At 36.6% G+C, this 22738-nt stretch carries 18 protein-coding genes and 1 other RNA gene; 15 read left to right on the forward strand and 4 right to left on the reverse strand.

Annotated elements, in window-relative coordinates; genetic code table 11:
- Positions 1-372: 372 nt before the first annotated feature.
- The gene (locus tag ACFIMU_RS05480; RefSeq protein ID WP_273790799.1) at positions 373-684 is read left to right on the forward strand and encodes a hypothetical protein; all 312 of its coding nucleotides are present in this window, start codon (positions 373-375) and stop codon (positions 682-684) included.
- A 753-nt stretch (positions 685-1437) separates the two neighbouring features.
- Here the strand turns inward: ACFIMU_RS05480 and ACFIMU_RS05485 are convergent.
- Both ACFIMU_RS05485 and ACFIMU_RS05490 read right to left on the reverse strand, forming a co-directional pair.
- Entirely contained in the window at positions 1438-1617 is a 180-nt protein-coding gene (locus ACFIMU_RS05485) for a DUF1508 domain-containing protein (protein WP_142416545.1), read from the reverse strand.
- Positions 1618-2008: 391 nt separating this feature from the next.
- Positions 2009-2548: a helix-turn-helix domain-containing protein gene (locus ACFIMU_RS05490; protein WP_375606950.1), complete on the reverse strand. Its 540-nt coding sequence runs from the start codon at positions 2546-2548 to the stop codon at positions 2009-2011.
- 361 nt (positions 2549-2909) lie between these two features.
- Between ACFIMU_RS05490 and ACFIMU_RS05495 the strand changes: the two genes are divergently transcribed.
- The gene (locus ACFIMU_RS05495; protein WP_375606951.1) at positions 2910-3962 is read left to right on the forward strand and encodes a DUF475 domain-containing protein; all 1053 of its coding nucleotides are present in this window, start codon (positions 2910-2912) and stop codon (positions 3960-3962) included.
- A gap of 471 nt (positions 3963-4433) precedes the next feature.
- Here the strand turns inward: ACFIMU_RS05495 and pncA are convergent, their stop codons facing one another.
- Together pncA and ACFIMU_RS05505 are read right to left on the reverse strand one after the other, a co-directional pair.
- Positions 4434-5042: a bifunctional nicotinamidase/pyrazinamidase gene (gene pncA / locus ACFIMU_RS05500; RefSeq protein ID WP_375606953.1), complete on the reverse strand. Its 609-nt coding sequence runs from the start codon at positions 5040-5042 to the stop codon at positions 4434-4436.
- Positions 5043-5089: 47 nt separating this feature from the next.
- Positions 5090-5626, reverse strand: coding sequence for a hypothetical protein (locus tag ACFIMU_RS05505; protein ID WP_375606954.1), 537 nt, complete (start codon positions 5624-5626; stop codon positions 5090-5092).
- A 160-nt stretch (positions 5627-5786) separates the two neighbouring features.
- Between ACFIMU_RS05505 and ettA the strand changes: the two genes are divergently transcribed.
- From ettA to murD, 13 genes are all read left to right on the forward strand, one after another.
- Entirely contained in the window at positions 5787-7436 is a 1650-nt protein-coding gene (gene ettA, locus ACFIMU_RS05510; protein WP_375606955.1) for an energy-dependent translational throttle protein EttA, read from the forward strand.
- 672 nt (positions 7437-8108) lie between these two features.
- The gene (locus ACFIMU_RS05515) at positions 8109-9047 is read left to right on the forward strand and encodes an ArsR/SmtB family transcription factor (RefSeq protein WP_375696882.1); all 939 of its coding nucleotides are present in this window, start codon (positions 8109-8111) and stop codon (positions 9045-9047) included.
- Positions 9048-11211: 2164 nt separating this feature from the next.
- On the forward strand, positions 11212-11589 hold the full coding sequence (locus ACFIMU_RS05520; RefSeq protein ID WP_375615072.1) for a hypothetical protein: 378 nt from the start codon (positions 11212-11214) through the stop codon (positions 11587-11589).
- 817 nt (positions 11590-12406) lie between these two features.
- Positions 12407-12598, forward strand: a complete 192-nt coding sequence (locus ACFIMU_RS05525) for a hypothetical protein (RefSeq protein WP_375606958.1) — start codon at positions 12407-12409, stop codon at positions 12596-12598.
- A 350-nt stretch (positions 12599-12948) separates the two neighbouring features.
- Positions 12949-13458, forward strand: coding sequence for a lytic transglycosylase domain-containing protein (locus ACFIMU_RS05530; RefSeq protein WP_375606959.1), 510 nt, complete (start codon positions 12949-12951; stop codon positions 13456-13458).
- 83 nt (positions 13459-13541) lie between these two features.
- An RNA gene (rnpB, locus tag ACFIMU_RS05535) (RNase P RNA component class A) lies at positions 13542-13932 on the forward strand.
- Positions 13933-14192: 260 nt separating this feature from the next.
- Positions 14193-15191: a 16S rRNA (cytosine(1402)-N(4))-methyltransferase RsmH gene (gene rsmH / locus ACFIMU_RS05540; RefSeq protein ID WP_375606960.1), complete on the forward strand. Its 999-nt coding sequence runs from the start codon at positions 14193-14195 to the stop codon at positions 15189-15191.
- Positions 15188-15592: a hypothetical protein gene (locus ACFIMU_RS05545; protein ID WP_375606961.1), complete on the forward strand. Its 405-nt coding sequence runs from the start codon at positions 15188-15190 to the stop codon at positions 15590-15592. Before rsmH ends, ACFIMU_RS05545 begins: the two co-directional genes overlap by 4 nt.
- On the forward strand, positions 15592-17334 hold the full coding sequence (locus ACFIMU_RS05550) for a peptidoglycan D,D-transpeptidase FtsI family protein (RefSeq protein ID WP_375696883.1): 1743 nt from the start codon (positions 15592-15594) through the stop codon (positions 17332-17334). The genes ACFIMU_RS05545 and ACFIMU_RS05550 overlap by 1 nt, the downstream gene beginning before the upstream one ends.
- Before the next feature lie 23 nt (positions 17335-17357).
- Positions 17358-18809: a UDP-N-acetylmuramoyl-L-alanyl-D-glutamate--2,6-diaminopimelate ligase gene (locus ACFIMU_RS05555; RefSeq protein WP_375686624.1), complete on the forward strand. Its 1452-nt coding sequence runs from the start codon at positions 17358-17360 to the stop codon at positions 18807-18809.
- Positions 18806-20227, forward strand: coding sequence for a UDP-N-acetylmuramoyl-tripeptide--D-alanyl-D-alanine ligase (murF, locus tag ACFIMU_RS05560; protein ID WP_375686623.1), 1422 nt, complete (start codon positions 18806-18808; stop codon positions 20225-20227). Before ACFIMU_RS05555 ends, murF begins: the two co-directional genes overlap by 4 nt.
- Positions 20228-20249: 22 nt before the next feature.
- Positions 20250-21320 carry a phospho-N-acetylmuramoyl-pentapeptide-transferase gene (gene mraY, locus ACFIMU_RS05565; RefSeq protein ID WP_375606965.1) on the forward strand — a complete coding sequence of 357 codons (1071 nt, stop codon included), beginning with the start codon at positions 20250-20252 and terminating at the stop codon, positions 21318-21320.
- A gap of 4 nt (positions 21321-21324) precedes the next feature.
- Positions 21325-22719, forward strand: coding sequence for a UDP-N-acetylmuramoyl-L-alanine--D-glutamate ligase (gene murD / locus ACFIMU_RS05570; RefSeq protein ID WP_375609265.1), 1395 nt, complete (start codon positions 21325-21327; stop codon positions 22717-22719).
- Positions 22720-22738: the final 19 nt, after the last annotated feature.

Below are 22738 nucleotides of genomic sequence, written 5' to 3' on the forward strand. Positions count from 1 at the left end.
TGTGACACTGAAGATTTTTGTAATAATGAAAAACTTTCATATATAGCCGCATTCCACATGGCGTAAAAAAGGAAGATAGGAACGATTTGGGCAAGGCTTGTATGATTGGATTGCGTCGTTAGTTTTATTTGACGTTCCTTATTTTTTGTATTTTGTGTCAATAAATGTGTCGCAAATAATTGGTGTGAGTGTAGATTTAGCCGCTTTCAGAGATTTTTTTGCGTCATTTATCAATGCTTTAATGGAGAAAATAAGAACGCCGAGAGTGACTGTTCACACTTGGAACATGCGGTTTATTGCATTCTTTTTTTGATTGAGGATGAAACAAATTGATCAAGATGATCACTTGAGCGACAATTAAGGGAGATCCAAATGAGTGTAAACGAAATTTTATTGGGAGCAATGGTTGTTGTTTTGTTATGCAGCGGGGTTATATTTCGGTTTTCTTTATATTATCGCAGTCAAGTGAAAATTTTAAAAGAGGAATCTAGAAGAATAAAGCATGAGTTTTTAAGAGATTCTATGAAGATGACTGAAGAACGAGATAGGGCTATTAGAGAGCAAAGTATGGTGATTAAAAGACGTGACCAAGCAATTGAAAAACTGAAAAAACAAATTAAGCAATATGAAAAAAATGAAAAGAAATATAAAAAAATGCTTAAATCTGAAGATGATAAAGAGTGATTGTATTCATATTTTGCATTAAAGGGTTTGGAAATGTGTTAGGAATATTGGAATGACGAGAGAGATAAACTTTAATGAAGCCAATTATGGTGCTGATGGAGAGATTGTATTGGAAGAGATATTCAGGTTTACTCTGATTTTATGACAACATTTAATTTTATAAGACAGAGCGTCGTTGATCATAAAATAAGAATTTATGATGATAAACTAGTTTATAGGTAGGCTGGTTATTAAAAAGCGTGTTTATACAATCCAGAAATTTTATATTATTGCTGGAAACAATTTTGCGCGTTCCTTTTAGATGTAAGGTATAAATGCCACGATAGTTTCAGCTAATAGGTATAAAAAATTGCATGATAATAGAAAGAAAGAGATATTTGCTTTTTATGAAGATGAAATCGGTAAGTCAGTTATGGTTATCAGATACAGAAGAGGAATATGAACGTAAAAGATATTAATATCTTGGAGAGTAAATATATTTCATCATTGATGATTTATCTTCTCTTCATGTTTGTTTATTTTTTATGAAAAATACAAAACTTAAGAGATTTTCTTTTTGATAAAGGCTATAGAGATTTGAGTATGATTAAAAATAAACATATAATCTGTAAGAATATGACTGTTATTTGTGAGTGTTAGAAATAACACAAGAACTTTCTCTCATTGAGGGGAAATCCATCACTTTTCATTTGTCACAAAAGTAACTACCATACCATTATACAAAATAAACGCTTGTTTTAATGGTAAAGAACGTTAGGACTGTAGTTCTCTAATAAGAGCCTTATGTGTAATTTCTTTTATTTGCTCAATATTGATTAGGATATCTTGTTTTGTTGGGTAACCTTTACTAGAAAAAGCAATTTTTTGTGCATCTCCTGAGATTAAACGCCAGTACCATTGATTGTGAACTCCTTGAAACACCTCAAAATACATGCTTCCCACCTCATAAAATAGCTGATAATTTTCAGGATAAATATTTAACTAATCCGCTTGTAAACATTAATCTATGTCTCTCTAGGAAGTCGTCAATATATGCCCCTTAAATTTTCTGACCTTAAAAAATAATTTCTATGAGAGCTATTATTCTTTTAACAAGAAAAAAATTATTGTCAATAAGATATGAATGAGAATTTTATACTATAAAATTATTTTTTTTAATTTAATGACACTATACTTTTATTTACAACGCAAATATTTTTTCTGTCGTTATAGAAACAAAGTTTATAAATTATATAAAATTTCACCAGCACGGATAAAGTAAAAAACACTTTTCTCCATACTGGTAGAGTTTAATCATTTCTTGTTTTTCTTTTTAAATAGACGTTTATTGATTAGCTATAACCTCTTTTTGGGATACGCTTCGAATGAGTAAATCAATGAATAAGCTAAGGGTATAAGAATTGGCCATTTTAGCTTTCATATCAATAAGAGAGGTTGTAGTTTTAGGGTTAAAACCATTTGATAAACCTTGTCTTGACAAATATTGCTGCAATTTTTCATAAGAACTGTCGATTTTTTCTTGATTTAGTTTTTCGTTACGATCACTATCGGAAAGTGTTTCTTCCAGTCCCTCGATTTTTTTAATAAAATAATTCCAGTCAAAATCACCTTTTGTATATTCGGTGTCAAACATTTTTCCTTGTCCAGTTAAAAGCCAATTAATATTGACACCATATAACGTGCGGTATGTTTGTAAGACACTAAGATTGGGTTCTCTCTCTCCACGCTCATAAAAAGCAATGGAATTTTTTGTCATGCTAAAACTTTTAGCTAAGGTTTCACGTGATGGATCGCCTAAAGCAAGACGTACATAACGTAAACGTTTTCCAAATATGGTTTTTGATTCAGTTTCAGGACGTGCCACGAATTATCTCCCTCGGTAAATCATCATGGTATAAATCATTAAATAATAAAAGCACACTATGTATTAATATTCTATGATATAATGTCAATATTATAGCTTTAATTTCTTGTTATTTTTTTATTTTCGTAGATAGAAAGCAATCTTTCATTTATTGTATTGACAATTGATATTTACTTCAAAACAAAATTCCTTGTTGCTACATTTGTCTCTTGCTTTTTTTTTGAGAGAATTTTCATGTAACCTTACCATATATATTCTATACACCCCTGCATTAATAGATGCAACTTTAAAGAGATGCAAGCTTTGGATTTATACTGTGTGTGCTGTAGTTGAATTAGAAAATAAACTTTGAGGAATGATCATGGCCCTATTACGCTATTTTGGGTGTGCTTTTTTTTTCACGATTATTGGTATTTTTTTAGGAGGGGCTATTGGTTGGTTCGAAACGGGAAGCATTACTGGTTTTCTTAAATATTTTTTTATTTGCTGTGTTTTAGGGATTTTGGAAATTTCTTTATCTTTTGATAATTCTATTATCAATGCGCGTATTCTTGGTAGAATGGATCCGTTATGGCGTCGCCGTTTTCTTATATGGGGCATTTTGATAGCTGTATTTGGGATGCGGATTGTTTTTCCGTTATTGGTGGTTGTCGTTGCTGTTGGGATTAATCCCATTGCGGCAGTCAAATTAGCGATATGGGAACCACATCGATATGCCGAAGTTTTAATCGATGCACATATGGGGATTGCCGCTTTTGGAGGAACTTTCCTTATGATGGTTGGCTTAAAATATTTTTTTGATTCTAAAAAAGAAGTGCATTGGCTTAATGTTATAGAGAGACCTGCTCAAAAGTTTGGGGCGCTTGTTGGAATTGATATTGCAATTGTTTTGATTTTGATCTTATTTGTTTCAGGTCAGATTGACGCAGAAAATAAAATAACTTTTTTATTGGCAGCACTTTATGGACTTTTGACCTTTATCGGTGTTGAAGTTGTCGGTCATCTCTTGGATACTCCTCAAAAGACTTTAACAACAGTAGCTCACGGGGGAGTAGGGGCGTTTCTTTATTTAGAAGTTCTTGATGCTAGTTTTTCTTTCGATGGCGTGGTTGGTGCTTTTGCCTTTTCACACAACCTTTTTATTATTGCGATAGGTCTTGGTATCGGAGCATTTTACGTTCGTTCTATGACAATTATGTTGGTTGAATCAGGAACATTATTGCATTATCGTTATTTAGAGCATGGTGCTTTTTATGCAATTCTAGTTCTTGCAGTGATTATGTATCTGCAAACGATTATATCGGTTCCTGAAGTTTTAACAGGACTTGTGGGAGTCTGTATTATTGGAATAGCATTGTATTCTTCGATTCGTTTTAAGCGTTGTCAATTGGATAAACAGGGCGTGTCTAAGTAATGAAAAATTCGTGTTTTCATCACGCTTTTGTTTATCGCATGTCTTTGAATAGAGAGAGGCTTTTTATGCAAAAAATGCCATGTTATTGCTTATTGATGTTTTTGTTTTAAAGTTGACACTCTTGCGCGATTTTCCTCCATGAGGTAAATAATGTATAATCTTTTGGATAACTTTTGACGTATAGAGGCTTTTTGACTTCAATATAAGGTGCAAGTTTACGCTATACTTTTTACCAGCTTTTAGTACCATAACTGCTTTTGCATTTAATGATTCATAAGAAGCATTTTGGCTGTTTTTTTTGCAAGATTTTTATTCATACATCAATCCTATTTATGATGTTTTAAGAGAATGGTATTGAAATAGGGGTGAAATGAGAGAATTTTACGATATTTGGGTTCCTTTCTTAAATAGGTAAAAAAATTTATTCATTATAAATCAGAATGTTATAATGGTAGATGAGAAAAGAATATTTTAGGAGAGCATTAACAGTTCTATACCTGCTTCGTTCATAGTTTTAAGCATAGTGTTTAGTGATCCGTTTACATCAATACCAGCACAAGCATTTAATGAAACACTGACTTTAAAACCGTATTGTATGGCGTGAAGAGCAGAGAATCCGACACAAAAATCAGTTGCTAAGCCGCACATAATGAGCTTGGTAAAACCATGTTCTTTGAGATAAACATGTAAACCTGTTGGTGTTTTTTGATCATTTTCAAGAAAGGCAGAATAACTATCCATTTTTGGATTATAGCCTTTTCTAAGGATAAGTTGTGCCTTTTCCACTCTAAGAGATGTATGAAACTCTGCTCCTTGTGTTCCTTGTATACAATGATCAGGCCAAAGTATTTGAGGACCATAGTCAAGAGTGACTGTATCATAGGTTTTTTTTTCAGGATAGCAGGAAGCAAAGCTGCAATGGTTTTTGGGATGCCAGTCTTGGGTTAAGATAACGTGATCAAAATGATTTATGAGATTATTGATGGCGGGTAAAATAGTATCACCTTGTGGTACTGCAAGTGCTCCACCAAGTAAGAAGTCATTTTGAACATCAATGACGATTAAGGCTTTTTTTTCCATAAATATATTCCTTATAGGAGACGCGCTTTTATCGTATTTTTAAAAAGCTATATTTCGCCTTGAAGTTTTGAAATGAGTTGCTGAATATTGATACTATTTTTACAGTTATCAAGCCAAAAGAGGGGAATGGATAAGTTTTTACAATTTGTTTTATAGTTTTTTACGAATTGTAACCACGTACCAATGGGGAGTGCACTGTAATCATTTGTTGCTACGTGTTGATGCAATGCCTTCATGATCATTGGGCTTGGGACGTCAGATCCCATAAGGCGGCAGTCATTTTGTAAACGTAATTTAAGCCACATCAAGGAAAGGGGTGAAGTCCATTGTTTTCCGTAACAAAAAATCGATGAAAAAAGGGAAGGATTTTTTACGGCGTAATATAAAGCCCATAAGGCAAAAAAAGAAGGCGCGTAGAGAATTGCTTTTCTTTCTGGTATCCTATCACATTGATAAGTTGGTTTAATACGATAAAAATACAAGGTTATATCTGGTATGGAAAAGATGGGCAATGTTTGATAACATGTTTCAGGGACAGCTAAAAAGATTTGCTTTTTGCTTTTTGAGGCGATGTTTTTTTGCATTCAGAACCATACTGGGGCTTGTGAGATTAGAAAAAATGTACCAATATAAAGCGAAAAGCTTTTGATACGGTGTAAGCACTATTTACTGTACAGTTTCAAAAAGCGAAAGCAATTTTTTCAAACCCTAATCTTTAATATCGCACAATATAAAGAGAAATTTATGGCACGTCAATTTATCTATCATATGGCTGGGCTCAACAAGTCTTACGGCAATAAAAAAATCTTAGAAAATATTCATTTGTCTTTCTATCCAGATGCGAAGATCGGTATTTTAGGGCCAAATGGTGCTGGTAAATCAACGATTTTACGTATTATGGCTGGGCTAGATAAGGAATATACAGGGGAAGCATGGCTTTGTGAAGGAGCGCGCTGTGGCTATCTACCACAAGAGCCTTTGCTTGATGCAAGCAAAGATGTGCGCGGCAATGTGATGGAAGGTGTTGCAGATAAACAGGCAATTCTTGAGCGTTATAACGAATTGATGATGAATTATAGCGAAGAAACGGCTGATGAAAGTGCACAGCTTCAGGATATTATTGATAGTCAGAATCTTTGGGATTTAGAAAGTCAAGTGGAAATGGCTATGGCTGCTCTTGGATGTCCGCCAGCCAATGGGGATGTCACAAAGCTTTCTGGTGGTGAGAAGCGGCGTGTTGCGCTTTGTAAATTACTTTTGTCAAAACCTGATTTATTACTTTTGGATGAACCGACAAACCATTTAGATGCTGAAACGACGGCTTGGCTTGAGAGGCATCTACGTGAATATCCTGGGGCTGTGCTTTTGATAACCCATGATCGTTATTTTCTCGACAATGTAACGGGTTGGATTTTAGAATTAGATCGCGGTAGAGGTATTCCTTATGAGGGGAACTATTCTGCTTATTTGGGGGCTAAAGCCAAGCGTTTGGCTCAGGAAGGCCGTGAAGAGGCAGCGCGTCAACGTGCTTTATCACGTGAGCAAGAATGGATCGCTTCTAGTCCAAAAGGGCGACAAGCAAAGTCAAAAGCTCGGATTAAGGCTTATGATGAGTTGGTTCAAGCAGCACGTGAGCGCCGTCCTGGAGAGGCGCAAATCATTATTCCTATTGGAGAAAGGTTAGGACAAGTTGTTATTGAGGTTGATAATCTCTCTAAAGCTTATGGTGAACGTGTATTGATTGATTCTCTTTCTTTTAAACTTCCTGCTGGCGGCATTGTCGGCGTTATCGGTGCCAATGGTATGGGAAAGTCGACCTTGTTTAAAATGTTAACGGGACAGGAAAATCCCGATTCAGGTCAGATACGTATCGGTGAAACAGTTCACATGAGTTATGTGGATCAGAGTCGCGATTCCTTGGTGGGGGATAAAACTGTTTGGGAGGAAATTTCTGGTGGAAATGACATTATTAAATTAGGCAAATATGAGATGAATAGCCGCGCTTATTGCGGGGCTTTTAATTTCAAGGGGGCAGATCAGCAGCAGAAGGTGGCAAATTTATCAGGAGGGCAGCGCAATCGCGTACATTTGGCGAAACTTCTAAAAGAGGGGGGGAATGTGCTTCTTCTTGATGAACCGACAAATGATCTTGACACTGAAACATTGGGTGCATTGGAAGATGCATTGGAAAATTTCGCTGGTTGTGCAGTTATCATATCGCATGATCGTATGTTTCTTGATCGATTGGCAACACATATTTTAGCCTTTGAAGGTGATGGTCATGTAGAATGGTTTGAAGGTAATTTTGCTGAATATGAGGCTGATAAAGTTCGTCGTCTTGGGGCGGAATCTCTTAATCCTAAGCATGCAAATTATAAACCTCTTACACGCTAGAATTTTTATCTTATCGCAACTTTGTTGGAATAATAGTGTATTTTATTGTGTTTGTTATTTCATAAATAAAGTGTGTGTGTGCTCTGTGGAAGTTTTTATTCATTGAAAAAAGTAAGAGACATCTTATGAAATTATGACCTAAATAGGGTTATTCTACTCATGATATATAACCGGTTATTGCTTGTAAAATTGCAATGAAAAGGAGGAGATGAAGAGTATAGTATTACTTCTACAAATGCTCTGGTCATTGAGCATTATCGTCTTTACTTAATAAAGATGCAAGCTGACACTATCATATTATTTATTTTTTCTCAATGGTATGCAGTTCTTGTTTTGAGGTGGGCATAAAAGGTATTTTTATCTATATGTTCCCTCCGTTTATGTGCTGTAAGAGAATGATTTGGATTGATTTATCATAAATAGATTTGAAATGAGAAAAATTTATGGTATTCCGGTTTTTTATTCAAGTTAAAATGAATGAATTATTATTATAAATCAATGTATTATCATTATAACGAGAAACAGATGGATAAGATCTGTTCGTTTTTTACATGAGCCTATTTTTTTCATAGTATGATAAAATAGAGAGCACAAAATAGATGAGAATATGCGTTGTATGCTTGACTTTTTTTCCTATAAACAAATGTTTATAGGAATGTTTAGGGGATAATTATGAAAAAAAGTACAAGTTTAGATGCAATAATTGAGCTGCTGAAAGCGGTTGCAGAAGTAAGCCATTTACGTGTTCTTACGCTCTTGCGTCATGAAGATTTAACAATCCCTGATTTTATTTTTATTCTTGATCAGTCGCAAGCATGTATATCACGATATTTACGTTTATTGTACGAAGCACGATTGATTGAGCGTTATCAGAAGGGGGATAGCCTTTATTTTAAGCTTTGTCATGATTTTGGGGGTAAAGACATTGTGATGGGTATTCTTTCGTCTTTACCAAAGAATGATGTGTTGTTAGCGCATGATTTAGAACGTTTGAAGGATGTTAAAAAGCAGCGTCAAAAAAGGAGGAAGAAGCATTTCTTACAAAATGCGTTGCAACGGGATGTATTACGGTCATCCTATATGGCAGATCATGGTGTAGAAAACTCTTTACTTGAAATCATTGGCGATAAACCATTTCAGATGATGCTGAATATTGGAAGAGGTGGAGACTCTATCTTAAAATTGTTTTCTAATCTTTATACGCATGCGGTTGAAGTTGTGCTTGATAGCGATGTTTTTCACTTGTCTGTTGGAGATACAACTTTTGATTTAGTTATTCTTCATTGGGTTTTACATTCTTTTGAAAATCCTGAAATGTTTCTTCATGAGATATCAAGTGTTTTGCGTCCCTATGGGCGTTTATTGATTGTGGATTTGGGTTATCATAAAGCTGATTCTTCACATTTTGATCAAGCATATATGCGTCTTGGATTTTCGACTTTACAAATAGAAAAGTGGCTAAAAAATGCCGGACTTATGCTAGAGCAAACAGTTTGTCTTACTCCTATACAAAATGAAAATAGTAAGGAGGGCATGGTTACACTTTGGCTTGCTCGTGATCCGCGTTTATTAGTTGACGATATCAAAGATAAACAAGTAGATTTTGCATAAATCGCGTTTGTTAACGCACTTTATTCTCTGATTTTTCTCAAGGAATAGCGTAGAGATAAAACTTTATTCAATCATTGATAAGCTATTGTTTTTTACATTTGTATTATGTTTTTATATGGGAGTATTGGTGTTTTATAGCGGCGTGTAGGCTGTATAATGAAACACCTTCTATAGAGTTAAGCCTATGAGGATCATTATTTAAGGTGTCCTGATATTATATTTTATTAGCCAATATATTGATTTTAAAAGATCATTGATTTTTTTAAACTCAATAAGAGGTTTGAATACAGGAATGTTGTCTCATTTCAAATTTCCTGTTTCAGAATCCGAAAGAGTCTGTTTGTCTGCTACAAAAGAAGGTATTTATCTTAATGATACCGTTTGTAAAAGAAAATACATCTTTCATACATTTTCTAAATGTGAGAGCGGCTGCAATATGATATAATGCCGCACAATATAATATAGTGAAGGCTCATACCTTTATAAATGTCAAAGATGGTGGTGCCCAATAGATCTTAAAATGTCTCTTTAAAACAGGTTTTTAGATAAGGAGTACCTTGGAACTTTTAGTGAGGGGTGCAAAAAGATGCTCTAAAAAGACGAAAAAGTAAAAGGGTAAGACAATGCATTATATTCATAAAATAAGATCTGCGATGATCTAGGGATAGTTTGTGGCTGAAAGTAGGAAAAAAAGCGTGATATTACACTAAAGTTTCGTATCTCATTTATCATGAGAAGTTATGAAGGTTATTAAATAAGTCCATTGTTTTTGCCAAAAGTATTTTCTTTCTTTTTATGTTTGCCGCTCATCTTATGACGCAGTCCGTGGGTATAGCGTAAAATTGATAGGGCACCATCGTCTTTAGTTTAAGTAAAAGTTGTAAGCAGGCATCATCGTTTTATGTTTTTTATCCATATGCTTCTTCTTGTTTGTGATGTGCGATAGTATGGCTATTCATTAATTCAATAGACGAAGATTGAAAATAAGGGAACCTTACGTTCTTGAGATCTCTCATGTAAATTGTAAAATGATGAGTTATGATTGTAAATCAATGAATTGTTTACGTTAGAAGAACAGACTATAAAAATTTTTGAGCATAGAAACTACTGTGTGTATTACTTTACGGGATCATTTAAATGATAGAGATTAAGAGAAAATGTCTGCGTTGATTTCGGTTTGTTATGTTAAAATGAGTTAGAGACTGTTGGTTATTGTAAAATGGTTTATCGTTACTTGGAATGACGATGGGGCGTGATTCGAAACAAATACCTTCAGAGTTCTCATTTTCTCATAAGATTAAGCTGTTTAAGTTCCTCATTGATTGTTACATGAAGGATGTAACAATATTTTAATGATCATTTACAGAAATTTTTTATAAATATAGATAAGATTTTATTTCTCTAATTTATTGTTTTATATGAATAATTCATAGCTTTCTTGCAAGAAGATGTTTTCCATTTTTTACGGTTATTTGTGTAAGATTTTAAAAATCTACGTTTTTCTTTTTGTGGTGATTGCTGTTGGAAAAGCGATTCTACTTTTACATAGTTTAATTTTTATAGGGTGGATACGTAGAAATTACTGTTTTTTAATATGATCATCAGAGTTATGAAAGAAACTATTTAAAAGTTATAATGATCGTAGATTCTAATTGATGCTTCTTGAAATAAAATTGCTTCAAATTGGGTCATTTTGAACTTTTTTTGCCTAAATTTAAACATTTTTAAATAATTTATAATTCTTTTATGTTTTTTTGCGTAGAAGATGATAAGAATTTCTTGTTGTTTAAAGAATTTTATTCCATAGCAAGAATATTGCATCGGCTATCTTAGTGGTTGATGTAAGAGGACAATCGGGGAACCTCCTCCCCCCCCCCCGCGTGGATCCCCTAGATTGTCTGGCCTGACTGAGGATTTCCTCAGTCAGGCTTTTTATAATTGTTTTAGGGGATGTGTAAGGTTTTATAGGGGGGAAGTGTAAGATCTGTTATTGTTTCGCCTATAGTACGTAAATATGTAGAGGGGGATGTCTTGTTAGGCGGATAGTGTTAGCGTATTTATTTTGAATAATTTGATTTTTCTTTATTGAGGCATTGTTGAATGCTATAAGGGAAATCGTAAAGGGAATCTATGTTTGTATTCTGTGATCTTTAGGTAAGAGATAATGGAATCTTTTTCGCATCGTATTATTTTTATTTTATTTGTGTTTTTTATTTTTGGCGCTGTCTTTTTTGCTTTTCAAAGTGGTGTTGTTTATCAGTTTTTTCCCGGTCACTCTTCTTTGTCTTCTCAGCAGCTTGATGTAACAGAGGAGGAGTTATTAGAGAGATTATCCGTATCTTTTCCAGATATCATCAAGCATCTTTCTAAAATGACCCCTCAACAGCAAGAGTTGTTTATTGCGCAGCTGCGTCGTGATGTAATTGCGCTTGCTTCTAAAAGTGGGCAGAGTCGTGAACAGGCTCAAAAATCTGGTGAAACTGTTGCTATGGCTCTCTCGAAAGCGATTTCTCGTCCTTCCATTGCTAATGCTTATTTTTAGCTATTTTTTTAATCGCGCTTTTGGGTTTTATTTTAAGGAGCAAGAGCTTTTCGTGAAGTCTTGAAAAGTGCGAGGAGATAATCAATTTGTAAGGTATTAACAAAATTTATCTCTCAAAAGGTAAGCAATTGGAGTATAAGGGTAATGTTGCAATCATTACAGGAGTGATAGAAAGTCTATCAAGGGTATTGGTCCAAGTTAATTGCATTATCAACCGCTACAATGACAAAAGCAGTATTGACTATAATAAAACACGTTAACCGCATTTTATATGCCGGTTATTTTTTTATTTGATATGAGAAAATAAAAAATTTTAAAGGATTTAAGCTTTTTTATTCTACGGATTTTAGGATATTTATCCACTTGTATGATTTCTGAAAATGAGGTGTAAGGCTGATAAGATGATAGTCTGTGACAAAGAAAAAATATTTGAATGAAGATGAGAGGTCTATTTTTATTTAAAAAGGCTTTAGGGGTATTGAGCTTTCTAACATTTTTCAAAAAAATAGACACAAGTAATTGTTAAGCTTTGTTGTAGGAAAAAACGGATATAACTTTTTTAGTATATTGTTTTATAATGATAATTTATCATTTTATATTGAATGAGAATCTTAAGAATTATAAAATCCTCTCATTTTAAATTTATCCATGGTGAAAAAATCAAAATCAGTTTCTTGTATACCACAAGTGGGAGGCTTGTGTGGATAAAAACTCTTTTAAAAAGGAATTAAAAAGCTTCTTTGAGATATCTTGAGAGCTAAAAGTCTGTTGCAATATTTTGAATTGGTAAATAGCGTATGATGGTTTTTGTATATCTATGGACTCCTTATGCACAGTGATGGAGGTAGGGGTTGATTTTAGTCAATGGTTTATTGGGGCCATAAAGAATGCTGCGCGTGTTTATTGGTTAGAAAGAAGCATCAATAACGGGTTTTATTTTTGTGAAACTTTTGCGATATCGAGGATCTTTGGTAAAGATGATCTCGTCTCTATTGCTTTGTGGGATTGATATCAATAAAAAATTTAATCATCGTATATAAAAAAATATCATATCTTTTTAAAGTGCTATTTTGTAATATAAAAATTGATTGATACAATAGATATAGCAGAACTTGATAGAATATATCATTTTAGTTAATATGATATAAGTTTAATTATAGGCTTTTAATTTTTTTATTTGATGATATAGAGAAGTCTATAATTTTTGTATAAAGAGTTTTTCTTTTTATACAGAACTTTATCTTGAAATTGTCTTAATATTTCCCTTTTCAAGCCGTTCTTTTGCTTTCTTTTTTTGTACAATGCATTCGAAAATTATTTGCGGTTAGAATTTGAGAATTTTTGAGTGAGAGAAAGAAAATGCAATTTTTGAAAATTTTGTTAAATACAGCGTGTGCTGTATTTTTTGTATTTGATATAAGTTGGGCTCATAGTGTTTTAAATGTTGCAGAAGCAAAAGAAGGCTTAGGGAGTGTTGCTTCTCAGATTTCTAATCGTCCTTATGAGTTTCTTATTCAGAAATTTGCAAATAAGTATAATATTCCGGTTAATTTAGCACATGCTGTTGTAAAAGTTGAAAGTAATTATAAGGCAGGTATAAAGGGGGCTGCTGGCGAAATAGGTTTGATGCAAATTAAACCCTCTACGGCACGAGGGTTGGGCTTTAGTGGTTCTGTACAGGATTTGTACGATCCTGCGACCAATCTTGAATATGGTATGCGTTATTTGGCACGGGCCTATAAACTCAGTGGTGGAAGTACGTGTGGTACAATCCTTAAATATAACGCAGGTCATGCTGCAAAAAAAATGAATTCCATTTCAGCGAAATATTGCGCAAAAGTAAAGACTTATCTGGCTTCATTAAAATAAAAACATCTGTTGAGAGAGGTTTGTCATAAAATATTTTAAGATGCTATTTTCACGGAGCAAAAAATGTTTTATAAATCAGTATGTCAGTCGGCTGGGCAGCCGCGCTTGTCCAATGCTGAAAGGCGGCAGGTGAGGAAAGTCCGGGCTCCATGGAAAGACGGTGCCGGGTAACACCCGGCGGGGGTGACCCTAGGGAAAGTGCCACAGAAAGTAAACCGCCTATTTTAATAGGTAAGGGTGAAAGGGTGGAGTAAGAGCCCACCGCGCATTCAGTAATGAATGTGGCAAGGTAAACCCCACCGGGAGCAAGACCAAATAGAAATGACGTGCAAAATTTAATTTGCAGCCGATTTCCGGGCGAGTCATTCGGGTAGGTTGCACGAGGCGGATGGTAACATCCGTCCCAGATGAATGGTTGCCATGTAAAGTGTAAGCTTTACTCTACAGAACCCGGCTTATAGGCCGACTGATATTTCATGATGATACGCGATATTTTATAAGATCAATTATATATGGTCTTTTATGGAGTCTATGTGTTTGAAATGGACACTTGAGCAAAGAGTGTTTTAAAAAATTATAACATTTCTTTAAGTATAATGCGTTAGGATCTGTTTTAGGATAACTTTAGTTTTTTCGTTCATTGTGATTAATGTGATGAAGGCCAGGTTATTCTAAGATCAGTTGCCATGAGAGAGCTGTTGATTTAAGACAGCATAACTTCAAGACGGATTATTTTGATAAAGCAGGATCAAAGAGCTGAACGCCATATTCCAGTGTTGTTACAGCCAGTTTTGGCTGGGCTTATGCCATTGGTTGGAGCAAAAGTGATTGATGGCACCTTTGGTGCTGGTGGTTACACGCGCGCTTTGTTAAAGGCAGGGGCACAGGTGATTGCTCTTGATCGTGATCCTCATGCTATCAGTGCAGGACAATCGCTTGTTGAAGAATTTTTTCCACGCCTTCGTTTGGTCCATATGGCGTTTTCACAGCTTGATCGTGTCGTTGAAGAGAAGGTGGATGCAGTTATTTTGGATATTGGTGTCTCTTCAATGCAGCTTGATGAAGCAGAAAGAGGTTTTTCTTTTCAAAAAGATGGGCCATTGGACATGCGAATGGCTCAGACTGGTTTTACAGCTAGCGATGTTGTCAATCATTTAAAAGCAAGAGATTTGGCACGTATTTTTAAGGTATTAGGAGAAGAGCGTTATGCGGGACGAATTGCACGGATGATTGAAACGCGTCGTGTTGTTCAGCCTTTTTTGCGTACGGGTGATTTGGCGTATGCTATCGAAACGTTGATAGGACGTAAACCGGGAGATCGTATTCATCCTGCAACACGTGTATTTCAGGCTCTTCGTATCTATGTTAATGATGAAATTGGTGAATTGGCGCGTGGTTTATTTGCTGCTGAACGCGTTTTAAAAGCTGGAGGCCGTTTGGGGGTTGTCAGTTTTCATTCTCTTGAAGATCGTATGGTCAAAAGATTTTTTTCGACTCGTTCTGGAGAACGTATGAGATCACGCTATCTGCCAGAAATAAAGGCTGCTCCAGCAACATTTTTTCCTTTGTTTAGAGGTGGGATCACGGCAACTAAAGAGGAGTTACAGAAAAATCCTCGTTCACGTTCTGCGCGGTTGCGTATTGGTGTACGGACTGAAGCAGAGGCTCTTACAGAAGATATGAAATTATTTAGTTTAGCAGAGATTGCCAGTTTTGAAGGCGGCAAGAAATGACAGTTTTTCGTACATTTGATATGATTTTAGTGATGATTATGATTTGTATGGCAGGTCTTACTTATAAGGTAAAATATGATGTTCAAAAACGAATGAATGAAGTTCTTCATCTTGAGCATGAAATTGCTGCAGCAAAAAATACGGTGAGTTTGCTTCATGCTGAGTGGGCTGTGATGATCAAGCCTTCGCGCATGCAAAAACTTGCGAAACGTTATCAAAAAGAACTTGGATTAGAAGTTATACAGCCGCGTCAAATCGTAGAATTTAAAGACATTCCGGTACGGGTACATGATCCAATTGAAGAATTGATTAAACAAAATATCTTGGAAGATAATCAAGATATTTTGGCAAATCGTCGGGATTCTCAGATGAATGGTGTTGTCCAAAAAGGCGTGCAGTGATGAAGTCGACTTTTTTATTCTTACAGAAGAAAAAGCACTTTAAGAATTCGTTGAATAATCATAATGTTTCTGTTCGTCGTCCCTATTCTAGTCGTCCACGTTTGCTTTTTTCGTTGTTCTGCTTTTTAGTTTTATATGGCATCATGGGGGCTTGCCTTATTTCTTATGGGTTGGAAGGTGGACAGATTGAAGAAGCAAAGGGGCCAGGAGTTCTTCAACTGACGGCGCGGCCTGATATTGTTGATCGTAATGGTCGTTTATTGGCAACAGATATTAAAACTTATTCACTTTTTGCTGAGCCACGACGTATTATTGATGTGGATGAAACCATTGAATTGCTCTCAACAGTTTTGCCTGATCTTAATTGGCAGGAAACCTATAAGCGCTTAAAAAGAAAAACTGGTTTTTCTTGGATACAGCGTGGGTTAACACCAATGCAGAAGACACAAATTATGGCCCTTGGTATTCCAGGAATTGGTTTTCGGACTGAAATTCGTCGTTTTTATCCCGATGGACCTGTAACTTCCCATATTCTCGGCATGGTGAATGTTGATAATCAAGGCATTGCAGGTATGGAAAAATATATTGATGATGCGGGTTTGAGTGCTCTGCGTGCTGCTGGTCTTGCCATGGAAGAATCATTAAAACAAGTTCAGCTTTCGATTGATGTGCGACTTCAGGCAATTGTCCATGATGAACTTATTCAGGCTATGAAGCGTTATAAGGCAATTGCTGCAGGAGCTGTTATTTTAAATATACATACGGGGGAAGTTTTGGCGTTGGCATCTCTACCAGATTTTGATCCTGGAAATCCTATTGAAGCTTTAAAAAGTGATCGTCTCAATCGGATGACGGCCGGAACATTTGAAATGGGATCGATTATTAAAAGTTTTACGACTGCCATGGCACTTGATTCCAATATTTTTCATTTAAACAGTATTATTGATGCTTCAAAGCCCATAAAAGCAAGTAGTGGATATATTATTCATGATTTTCACGGAAAAAATCGTCCCTTAACGTTATGGGAGGTTTTTGTTTATTCTTCCAATATTGGTTCTGCTAAAGAAGCATTGGCGATAGGAATTGATAAACATCGTGATTTTTTGCAAAAACTTGGGCTACTGGATCGACTCGCAACAGAGTTGCCTGAAGTTGCTCATCCTATTGTACCACATCATTGGAAGGATATCCAATCTATGACGATTGCTTTTGGGCATGGTATGGCAACAACTCCCTTGCAAACAGCTGTTGGGGCTGCTGCTTTAATGAATGGTGGTTGGTTAATTGCTCCGACATTTTTAAAACGGACAAAAGAACAAACTTTGCACCATGCAAAACGGGTTTTGCATGCTAAAACAAGTCAAAATATGCGTTACCTTTATCAATTAAATAGTGAGATTGGGTCTGGACGTAATGCAAAAGTAGAAGGTTATCGTGTAGGTGGTAAGACAGGAACAGCTGAGAAAGTTGAAAATGGAAAATATTCTAAAACAAAAAATTTCAATAGTTTTCTTGCTGCTTTTCCTATTGATGATCCTGCTTATGTTGTTTTAACAATTATCGATGAACCAAAGCCTGCAGAGGGACAGCGTTCAGCAACAGCGGCGATGAATGCTGGACCAATGCTTGCTAATATTGTTCGTCGCACAGCTAGTTTTCTTGGTGTAAAACCCGATTTTAAAAAAGAATATGAGCCTCTTTTAAGTAAAAAGAGCAATTCAAGTTTCGTTAAACAACGGTAAAATAAATATAAAGGTGCGTTATCATGTTGTTGGGAACAGTTTTTACAGAATGTGTTGAAGATGAAAGCCTTTCTTCAATAGAAATAACAGGAATAAGTGTGGATTCTCGGCAAGTTTTGCCGGGCTATGTTTTTGTTGCTGTTCAAGGGAAAAAAAGTGATGGAAGACACTATATAGATGACGCGATAAAGCGTGGCGCACGAGCAATCGTTACAGACTGTCATGCTGTTCTTGAGGATTTATCTGTTCCCATTTTACGTGTTTCTAATGTTCGTCATAGTTTAGCGTTGGCAGCTGCACGTTTTTACGGTTCTCAGCCGGAAACAGTTGTTGCTGTGACTGGTACAAGTGGTAAAACATCTGTTGTCTCTTTTCTTCGGCAAATTTGGACTCATGTTGGATTTTGTGCAGCGAGTATAGGAACGGTTGGTGTTGTTTCTCCTAAACGGAATGTTTATGGTTCTCTCACAACACCTGATCCGGTCGTCTTGCACCGTCTTCTTTGTGAAATTTCTCATGAAGGTGTGACGCATGCTGCTCTTGAAGCTTCTTCGCATGGGCTTGATCAAGGACGACTTGATGGAGTCCGTTTAACGGCTGGTGCCTTTACTAATTTAGGGCGAGATCACATGGATTATCACACGGGGGTAGAGGATTATTTGCGGGCTAAAATGAGGTTGTTTGATACACTTTTGCCTGTATCTGCTCCTGCTTTGATTTTTGCTGATGATGTTTATTCACAAAAGGTTATTGATGTTGTTACACAAGCGCGCCGCCGTGTCTTGACAATTGGTCGTAAGGGGCAATTTATCACGATTAATCGTGTCGAACATCAACGCTCCAAACAGTGTATTGAGTGTCGTGTGGAAAACAATATTTATACATTTGATTTGCCTTTAGCTGGAGATTTTCAGGTAGCTAATGCGCTTATGGCAGCGGGGTTAGCCATTGCAACGGGCGTTTCACCTCGTAAGGTTTTTCCTGCGCTTGAAACTTTGCAGGGGGCACCTGGGCGGTTAGAGTTTGTGGGAAAGACAGAAAATAATGCGCTTGTTTATATTGATTATGCTCATAAACCAGAAGCTTTGGAGCAGGTTTTGCTTTCTGTTCGTCCCTTTACGCAAGGACGCTTGATCGTTGTTTTTGGTTGTGGAGGAGATCGTGATCAAGGAAAAAGACCTTTGATGGGAAAAATTGCGGCGGATAAAGCGGACATTGTTATTGTAACAGATGATAATCCTCGAACAGAAATGCCAGAAAAAATACGTAAAGATATTTTACAGGCGGTGCCAACAGCAATAGAGATAGAAGATCGTGGTGAAGCTATTTCTTACGCGGTGGAGCTTTTGAAAGCTGGTGATACACTCATCATTGCTGGAAAAGGTCATGAGGATGGCCAAATTATAGGGCAGACAACTTATCCTTTTTCAGATCGTCTGAAAGCGATAGAAGCTTTAGAGGACCGAAAGAAATGACAGCTTTATGGGATAAGCAAGCACTTGTTGCTGCAATTAATGGTGTTGTAATGGGAAGCTTGCCAGAAACTTTTTCTGGGGTTTCCATTGATAGTCGTACTCTTGCGGAAGGGGATGTTTTTTTCTGCATTAAAGGGCACCATCTTGATGGTCATGATTTTGCTGCGCAAGCTTATGAACGAGGTGCAGGCGTTCTTATCGTTGCGGAACACCGTTTGAGGGATATGAAAAAGATATTGGCTCCACTCATTGTCGTTCCTGATGTTTTGCAAGCCTTAGAACAACTTGCACAAGCTGCACGCAAACGTTCAAGAGCTAAGATTATCGCGATAACAGGATCGGTGGGAAAAACGACGACAAAAGAAGCTTTGAAACAAGCACTTGCAACGGCTGGGAATGTTCATGCGAATCTCGCTTCTTTAAACAATTGCTGGGGGGTTCCACTCACTTTAGCGCGGATGCCTATGGAGAGTGATTATGGTATCTTTGAAATTGGCATGAATCATAGAGATGAAATTCGCCCTCTGGTCAAACTGGTTTGTCCGCATATTGCTCTCATTACGCATATTTGTGCAGGACATATGGGATTTTTCAAAGATCTTGAAGAAATAGCAAAGGCAAAAGCTGAAATTTTTGAAGGATTGGATGAAGAAGGCATTGCCATTTTAAATGCGGATAGTGATTTTTTTTCTTATCTCGTTCAAAAAGCAAAGAAATGCGGTGTAAAGAAGATCTTAAGCTTTGGTGGGACTAAAGATGCTGATTATCAAGCGCGAGATATACGTCTTCTAACCGATAGTTCTTCTATGATTGTGCGTATTGGGGGGCGGGATAAGGAGGTTCAAATTGGGGCTCCGGGACGCCATATTGTGCAAAATAGTTTAGGGGTTATTGCTGCTTGTGATGCTATGGGGGTTGAGTTAGAGCCTGTTTTTCTTTCTTTTCGCCATTTTTCTTCTCAAAAGGGGCGAGGTGTTCGTTATCGACTGTCTTTATCAAATGGGGGTGAATTTTATCTCATTGATGAAAGCTATAATGCAAATCCTGCTTCTATGCGTGCTGCACTTGAGCTTCTTGCTACAGGACCTGTAGGAAAAGGGGGGCGGCGAATTGCTATTTTAGGGGATATGCTAGAGTTAGGGGAGCATAGTGAAAAGCTTCATCGTGATTTAATAAAACCAATACGTCTTTCCGGTGCTAATCCGGTTTTTCTATTTGGTGAGGCGATGAAATCTTTAGTCAGTGATTTGTCTGCTGGTGTTAAGGTTCATTATGCTGAAAATATTGAGAAAATTTTACCGCTTCTTTTAGCAGAAATTTCTCCTGGCGACCTACTTATGATTAAATCATCCAATAGCCTTTGTTCATCAAATATTGTGACTGCATTGCTTGATCGCTATAAAGCAGTTTCTTCATAGTTTTAAGAGGTTTTTTTGTTCCATGATGCTGTTTTTTTCTTCGTTTAGTGATTGGCTTCCGGGTGTAAATGTTTTTCGTTATATTACTTTTCGCACGATAGCAGCTATGCTTACTTCGGGGCTTATCGTCTTTTTGTTTGGACCTAGCATCATTGCTTCTCTTAAATTGCGGCAAGGTAAGGGGCAACCGATTCGTGCTAATGGACCTCAAACACATTTTAAAAAGGCTGGAACACCTACAATGGGTGGATTAATGATTTTAATCGGCATTGTGGTATCGGCATTTTTATGGGGTAATTTATCGAATATTTACTTTTGGGTATCGCTATTGGTTATGCTTTCTTTTGGGGTAATTGGGTTTTATGATGATTATCTTAAGGTCACAAAACAAACAGACAAAGGATTTTCTGGGAAAGCACGGTTAAGCTTGGAATTTTGTGTTGCGGCGATTGCTGCTTTTGCCATTCTGCAAATTGGCTCATCTGGATTAGCTTTGCCTTTTTTGAAAGATTATCTTATCAATTTGGGCTGGTTTTTTATTCCTTTTTCTGCTTTCGTCATTGTCGCGACGGGTAATGCGGTTAATTTGACGGATGGACTCGATGGGCTTGCTATTGTTCCTGTGATGGTTGCAGCCTTATCTTTTGCTCTGATTGCTTATCTTTCTGGTAATATGAATTTTGCTGATTATCTCCAAATCCATTATGTATCGGGAACAGGTGAATTGGCTGTTTTATTGGGAGCTGTTGTTGGGGCAGGGCTTGGATTTTTATGGTTTAATGCACCACCTGCAGCTATTTTTATGGGAGATACTGGATCGTTGGCTCTTGGAGGACTCTTAGGGACTGTTGCGGTTGCTACGAAGCACGAAATTGTTTTGGTTCTTATTGGTGGACTTTTTGTTGTGGAAGCTTTTTCGGTCGTTATTCAGGTTGGTTATTTCAAATTAACAAGAAAACGCGTGTTTCTTATGGCACCGATACATCATCATTTTGAGAAAAAAGGTTGGACTGAAAGCCAAGTGGTGATACGCTTTTGGATTATTTCGATTGTTCTCGCTCTCATAGGTCTTTCAACACTTAAATTGCGGTGAGAATGTGATTTCTGTTACGTGTTATAAAGGTCAAAAAGTTGCTCTGTTTGGATTGGGGCAGTCTGGACTAGCAACGGCACAAGCATTAATGTGTGGTGGTGCAGAAGTGGTGGCGTGGGATGATAGTCCTTCAAGCGTGCAGATGGCTTGTCGGCAAAATATTCCAACAAGAGATCTCCACGATGAGGACTGGTCAGAATTTGTTGCATTGATTCTCGCTCCTGGAGTTCCTTTAAATTATCCTCAACCGCATTGGGTTGTTGAAAAGGCACGAAAAAAAAATATAGAAATTATTGGTGATATTGAATTGTTTGTTCGTGCACGCCATGATTTTTTACAGCATTATGGTTTTTGTGACCAAGATGTTCCGTTTATTGCGATTACGGGGACGAATGGAAAGTCGACAACAACGGCTTTGCTTACGCATTTATTGGAAAAAATGGGCTATGATGTGCAGATGGGGGGAAATATTGGAAAGGCAATATTGACGCTTAAGCCATTTGTTAAAAAACGTATTTATGTGATTGAATGTTCATCATTTCAAATTGATCTTACTCCCTCTCTTCAGCCAACCATTGGACTTTTATTGAATTTGACATCTGATCATATTGATCGACATGGAAGTTTTGCCTGTTATGTGCAAACCAAAAGGCATCTGATTGCTCAGGCTTCTCAGGCTTTTATTTCAGTTGATGATGCAGCTTGTCAGGTTTTATATCAACAGTTACTTCATGATGGGAAGCAAATTGAGGCAATTTCCAAGAATCATTTTGTTGAAAATGGTTTTTATGCAGATGGAACCAAGCTTTTTTCTGTTCGTCAAGGACAGCGTCATATGCTTGCAGATCTTGCTCCTATGGCGGTGTTACGTGGGAGTCATAATGCGCAAAATGCTCTTATGGCATTGGCAACATTGCAGGCTTTAAAAATAACAGATCCCTCTATAAAAAAGCATTTAGCAAGTTATAAAGGGTTGGATCATCGTATGCAGCAGGTGCGTAAAATGGGGGCGGTTTTGTTTATCAATGATAGCAAGGCGACTAATGCAGATGCAACAGCTCCTGCTCTTTCCACCTTTAATGATATTTTTTGGATTGTTGGGGGACAGGCGAAAAAGGGAGGAATAGAGTCTCTTAGAGAATTTTTTCCTAAAATTCGTAAAGCCTATTTGATTGGGAGTGCGGCGGAAGAATTTGCTCGCATTATTGGATCTGCTTTTCCCTTTTCTATGAGCTTAACTTTGAAAAATGCGGTGCGTGAAGCAGCTGTTGACGCAATAGGTTGTAAGGCAAAAGAGGTGACGGTTCTTTTGTCACCTGCTTGTGCAAGTTATGACCAATTTAAAAATTATGAAGAACGGGGCGAAGCATTTGTCTCTTTTGTGATGCAGTTACAATAAAAAGCATCAGTTATAAAAA

It is taken from the genome of Bartonella sp. AC70YNML (assembly GCF_042196545.1).
GTDB lineage: Bacteria > Pseudomonadota > Alphaproteobacteria > Rhizobiales > Rhizobiaceae > Bartonella.